Here is a 5,036-nt window from a genome sequence, read left to right as displayed (position 1 = left end):
GGTGGAGCAGCCCGGTAGCTCGTCAGGCTCATAACCTGAAGGTCACAGGTTCAAATCCTGTCCCCGCAACCAAATAACAAAACGGCCCGCATCACGCGGGCCGTTTTGCGTTTGCAGCCTGGCGCGGCCAGTTTGATCCTCATCGAGTTACCCGACGGTGTGGGTCTCGGCAGGCGCCGTCTTCCCGTGTTAATCTGCTTGGCATGGAGACGGACACCGACAAGATCGACAATGCCGTTCTCGGGCTGCTTTGGCTAACGCTGCATGAAGAGAGGCGCGCCTGGAAGGGATTGGATTGGGATGCTCTGGATCGCTTGCACCAGAAGGGACTGATCGCCAATCCGGCAAACAAGGCGAAGTCGGTGGTTCTGACAGATGAGGGCCTGCGACGGGCTGAGGAACTGTTCCGCACCCTGTTCACGCGGCCGGCGCCAAGAGCGCTGGCTGGCGTTCCAATTCGACAGCAAGAGTCGCGCAGGCAAAACCGACAACTTGCTCGGCAGGCCTATCCCGCAACAATTAGGGTTGGGCGTTCCGCCCGATTACCGTCTGGCGGCGGTGTCCGGTGCGTCGGACCTTCAGTCGAAACCTGCCGTGGTGCTCCCATAAGAGCGTCGCTCAATTCACACGGTTTTCCAACCCCACCGTCAGCGGAATCTCAAGCCCCCGCCGCAATCCCGTCGCGACCACCGACACCCTGAATTTTCCTGCGAGCGCCTTGTCGAAAATGGCGCCGACGATGATGTCGGCATCGGCGTCGACCTCCTCGCGGATGCGCGTGGCGGCTTCGTCGACCTCGAACAGCGTCATGTCAGTGCCGCCCGATATCGAGACAAGGACGCCCTTGGCGCCCATCATCGACGCTTCGTCGAGAAGCGGGTTTGCGATCGCCGCTTCGGCTGCCTTCCTGGCGCGGTCCTCGCCGGTGGCTTCGCCGGTCCCCATCATCGCGCGACCCATATCGCGCATCACCGACTTCACATCGGCAAAGTCGAGATTGATCAGGCCTTCCTTGACGATGAGATCGGTGATGCAGCCGACGCCGGCGTAGAGTACGCGGTCCGCCATGGCGAAAGCGTCCGCGAACGTCGTCTTGGCATCGGCGATCCTGAAGAGGTTCTGGTTCGGTATGACGATGACGGTATCGGCGCTTTCGCGCAGCCGCTCGATGCCCTCATTGGCGGCATGCATTCGGCGGTTTCCTTCGAAGACGAACGGCTTGGTGACGACGGCCACGGTCAGTATTCCTGCGTTGCGCGCGGCCTGCGCTATGACCGGTGCTGCACCGGTTCCAGTTCCGCCTCCCATGCCTGCGGTCACGAAACACATATGCGTTCCTGCAAGATGGTCCATGATTTCGTCGATAGATTCCACGGCCGCGGCATGGCCGACCTCGGGCAGAGATCCTGCACCAAGGCCTTCCGTGACGTGCGCTCCCAATTGGATCAGCCGCGTTGCCTTCGACATGGTGAGCGCCTGGGCATCGGTGTTGGCAACGATGAACTCGGTGCCCTGCAAGCCTTCGGCGATCATGTTGTTGATGGCGTTGCCGCCACCGCCGCCAACCCCGATGACGGATATCTTGGGCCTCATCTCCGAGATTGTCGGCCTCGTTGCAGTGTTCATTTGCCGTCTCTCCCCTTGAATGCGCAAGCGCAGCGGTCGGTGGAAGGCTTGTTCCCGGCGCGCTGCAAAGACTTTGGACAATGCGCGAATCAGGACAGCCCAGCGTAACCAAGGGAATCAGACGGTTGAACCGGCTGCAAGTGCAGTATTCGCGCTCGCGCATGTTATGCGCTATTGGTTCGCCGCCGCTGGTGCTACGTGTGGCGGCTGACCGAAAATCGTCCGATGACAACGTCTCCCGTAAAGCCGAGACCGATCTTCCCGTTCTACTTCACGCCGATGCCGGCAGTCAGGCCGCCATCGATCCTGTAGTCCGCGCCGGTGCAGAACCCGGCTTTCGACGAACACAGAAAGGCGATGAGTTCCGCCACTTCCTCCGGCTCGCCGATGCGCCCGATGGGGTGCGCTTCGCCGAAGCGCCTGTAGGCGGCCTCGACATCGGCGTCGGTGCCGTTTTCGCCGCGCGCCGCCTTTTCCAGGATCGGGGTGCGGATCGAGCCCGGGCTGACGGAATTGACGCGAATGCCGGAGCGCGCGTGGTCGAGCGCCAGAGCGCGCGTCAATGTGTGGATGGCGCCCTTGGTCGTGGCATAGGCGGCGACGTTCTGCTGGCAGGCGAAACCTTGCACCGAAGCCACGTTGACGATGGCGCCGCCGCCTCGCCTGATCATTTCCGGAATACCGAAATGCGCGGTCAGGTAGATCGAGCCGACATTGACGGACATCGCCCGGTTCCAGATGTCGAAATCGGTGCTAACAGCGGTGCCATACGGATGGACCGCCGCGGAATTGACGATGATATCGAGGCCGCCGAACCGTTCAACACCGGCTGCGACTGCGTCGCGGACCTGATCCGGCACGGAGACGTCGACGGCCACGACCAGCGACTCGGCGCCGGAGCTGCCCAGTTCCGCTCTCATCGCCGTGTTGGCCGCGCGGTCGATGCCGCAGGCGATGATCGCCGCCCCGCCCGCCGCAAGACGTCTGGCGGTTGCCAGGCCGATCCCGGTCGTCCCCGTCACCAGAGCAATCTTGCCGTCGAAATCCTTCATGGCGCAAACTCCTTTAATTTGACTTCCATTGTGGCCCAACAATACGGTTCCGTTTTATCGCAAAGGAAAAGCCTCGATGGAACAATGCTGGCGCTGGTATGGCCCTGACGACCCGGTGACGCTCGATCATGTCAAGCAGGCCGGAGCCTCGGGCGTTGTATCCGCCCTGCATGATATCTATGACGGCCGCGCCTGGCCTTTGACGGACATTTTGGAGCGCAAGCGGATCATCGAGGCCGAAGGGCTGACCTGGTCGGTTGTGGAGAGCATCCCCGTCCACAATTCGATCAAGATCGGCTCGGCGGAACGGCTTCGCTATGTCGGCTGGTACAAGGACACGATCCGTGCGCTCGCCAAGGCCGGCATTGCGACGATCTGCTATAACTTCATGCCGGTGGTCGACTGGACCCGCACCGACCTTGCCTATCGGCTTCCAACGACGGGCTACGCACTGCGGTTCGATGCGATCGATTTTGCCGCCTACGACCTGTTCGTCCTGAAGCGCAGGAATGCCGAATTCGGCTACAGCGCGGCACGTATCGCGGAAGCGGAATCGCGACTGAAGGAATTGAGCGAAGAGCAGATCGACAGGATCGAGCGCAATCTCATTGCCGGCCTGCCGGCAACCGAGCGCAGCTACAACCGGGATAGTTTTCGTGAGGCATTGGCGGAATATGACTCGATCGGGCCGAAGGAGCTGCGCGACAATCTTGCCTGGTTTTTGCGCGAGATCATTCCGGTGGCCGAGCAGGAGGGGGTGCGCATGTGCATCCATCCCGACGACCCGCCATTCTCGCTCTATGGCCTGCCACGGATCGTTTCGACCGCCGAGGACGCGCGTTTCATCCTCAACGCCGTCGACAGCCCGGCCAACGGCCTGACATTCTGCACCGGCTCCTACGGTACGCGCGCAGACAACGACATTGTCGGCATGGTCAAGGAGTTCGCCGACCGGATCCATTTCGTCCATCTGCGCAATGTAACCATCGAGGATGACGGCTCCTTCCATGAAGCCGAGCATCTGGAGGGCGGCACCGACATGGCGCATGTCATCCTCGCTTTGATGCAGGAAGAGACGCGCCGCCGAAGGGAAGGTCGCGCTGATTGGCGGATTCCCATGCGACCCGATCATGGCCATCTGCTCGCCGACGATATCGGCAAGACCAGGATCAACCCCGGCTATTCTTTGATCGGCCGCCTGAAAGGCCTGGCCGAGCTGCGTGGCATCATGCGCGCCGTGGAACGTTTTGAGCTGGCCTGAGGATCGCAACCGGAGCTAAGGCTGATGGCTTGACGCAACAAGCTCGGCCTTGCGCTGCGCCGTCTCCAGCCCGATGGCGATGAAGCGGCGCGCATGCCGGGCCAGCTCCATATTGTCGGTCCACAGATTGCGCCAGATGGCGGTTTTCTTCGACAGGTTCTCGTCGACGATCTCCGACGAGAAGGATTCGAAGCTGAGGTCGTCGCCATAGCCGATTGCGGTCAGCGCATCGAAGATCGCGGCAAAGTCGATGTTGCCGGTGCCGAGGAAGCCGCGATGGCTCTCACCGATGTGGACATAGCCGATCTTTTTGGCGGCGTGGCGGATGGCCAACCCGACATCGGCCTCCTCGATGTTCATATGGAACGTATCGAGATGCAGAAAAATGTTGTCGGAACCGGTGTCCTCGATAAAGGCCAACCCTTGCGCCGCGGTGTTGAGCAGATTGCTCTCGAAGCGATTGACGATCTCGAGGTTGAGCGTGACGCCGGCGGCCTTGGCGGTCTCCGCGACCTTGGCAAGCGTGGCGGCACTGCGGTTCCATTGATCGCGCGTCGGCGCCTCAGTCTGCAATCCATGGCTGGTGCTGAGGATGCCGGCGACCTTCCGGCCGCCGAGATCGCGGGTGAGCGCGATCGTGTCATTGAGGACTTCGACGCCGTGCGCGGCAATCGCCTTGTCGGCGCTTGAAATGTCGCCGTCGGGCGGCAGCCCGATGCTGATCGCCACGCCGAGATCGAGGTCGGCGATGCGCTTGGCCAGCCCGCCAACATCGACATTGGCAGGGTCAAGATAGGAGAATTCGATCAGGTCGAAGCCCGCCTCCCTGGTGTTGGCCAGCGTCCGTTCGAGGTCGTCTTGCGCCGAGTTCGCCGACCAGACGAAAGAGTGGATTCCAATGCGCGACACGATCGTCTCCTGCTGCTCGAGAGCATCGGACCCAAGAAGTGGGAACCGGTTTGCGAAAAATCTGATGCTCAAAACAAAAAATTGGTGGGGGCGGGGCCCCCGCCCCCCCCCCCGGGGGGGGGGTTTTGTATCGGGGCGCGGGGCCGCCCGGATATTACGTGAGGTTTTGTTGACGGGTGAGCTGGGGG

The 5,036-nt window shown here is 61.8% G+C and carries 4 protein-coding genes and 1 pseudogene; 2 read left to right on the top strand and 3 right to left on the bottom strand.

Translation table 11 applies throughout. The features are described 5' to 3' along the window. Positions 1-203 precede the first annotated feature (203 nt). A pseudogene (locus tag AC0L2K_RS02755) lies at positions 204-425 on the top strand (DUF6429 family protein); the annotation flags it as partial. Between the two features lie 193 nt (positions 426-618). Here the strand turns inward: AC0L2K_RS02755 and ftsZ are convergent. After that, on the bottom strand, positions 619-1,626 hold the full coding sequence (gene ftsZ, locus AC0L2K_RS02750) for a cell division protein FtsZ (protein ID WP_023797312.1): 1,008 nt from the start codon (positions 1,624-1,626) through the stop codon (positions 619-621). Between the two features lie 266 nt (positions 1,627-1,892). Further along, positions 1,893-2,678 (bottom strand): SDR family NAD(P)-dependent oxidoreductase, encoded by a 786-nt coding sequence (locus tag AC0L2K_RS02745; protein ID WP_287172988.1) that lies wholly within the window; start codon positions 2,676-2,678, stop codon positions 1,893-1,895. A 76-nt stretch (positions 2,679-2,754) separates the two neighbouring features. Here AC0L2K_RS02745 and uxuA point away from each other — a divergent pair, with 76 nt between their 5' ends. After that, positions 2,755-3,939, top strand: a complete 1,185-nt coding sequence (gene uxuA / locus AC0L2K_RS02740; RefSeq protein WP_128170890.1) for a mannonate dehydratase — start codon at positions 2,755-2,757, stop codon at positions 3,937-3,939. A gap of 15 nt (positions 3,940-3,954) precedes the next feature. Here uxuA and AC0L2K_RS02735 read toward each other — a convergent pair whose 3' ends face one another. After that, complete coding sequence (locus AC0L2K_RS02735) at positions 3,955-4,848, bottom strand: sugar phosphate isomerase/epimerase family protein (RefSeq protein WP_287172986.1); 894 nt, start codon at positions 4,846-4,848, stop codon at positions 3,955-3,957. Positions 4,849-5,036 lie beyond the last annotated feature (188 nt).

Source organism: Mesorhizobium sp. WSM4817 (assembly GCF_055811135.1).
Note: the sequence above shows the minus strand (reverse complement) of the source record. Positions and strands in the feature narration are given on the sequence as shown.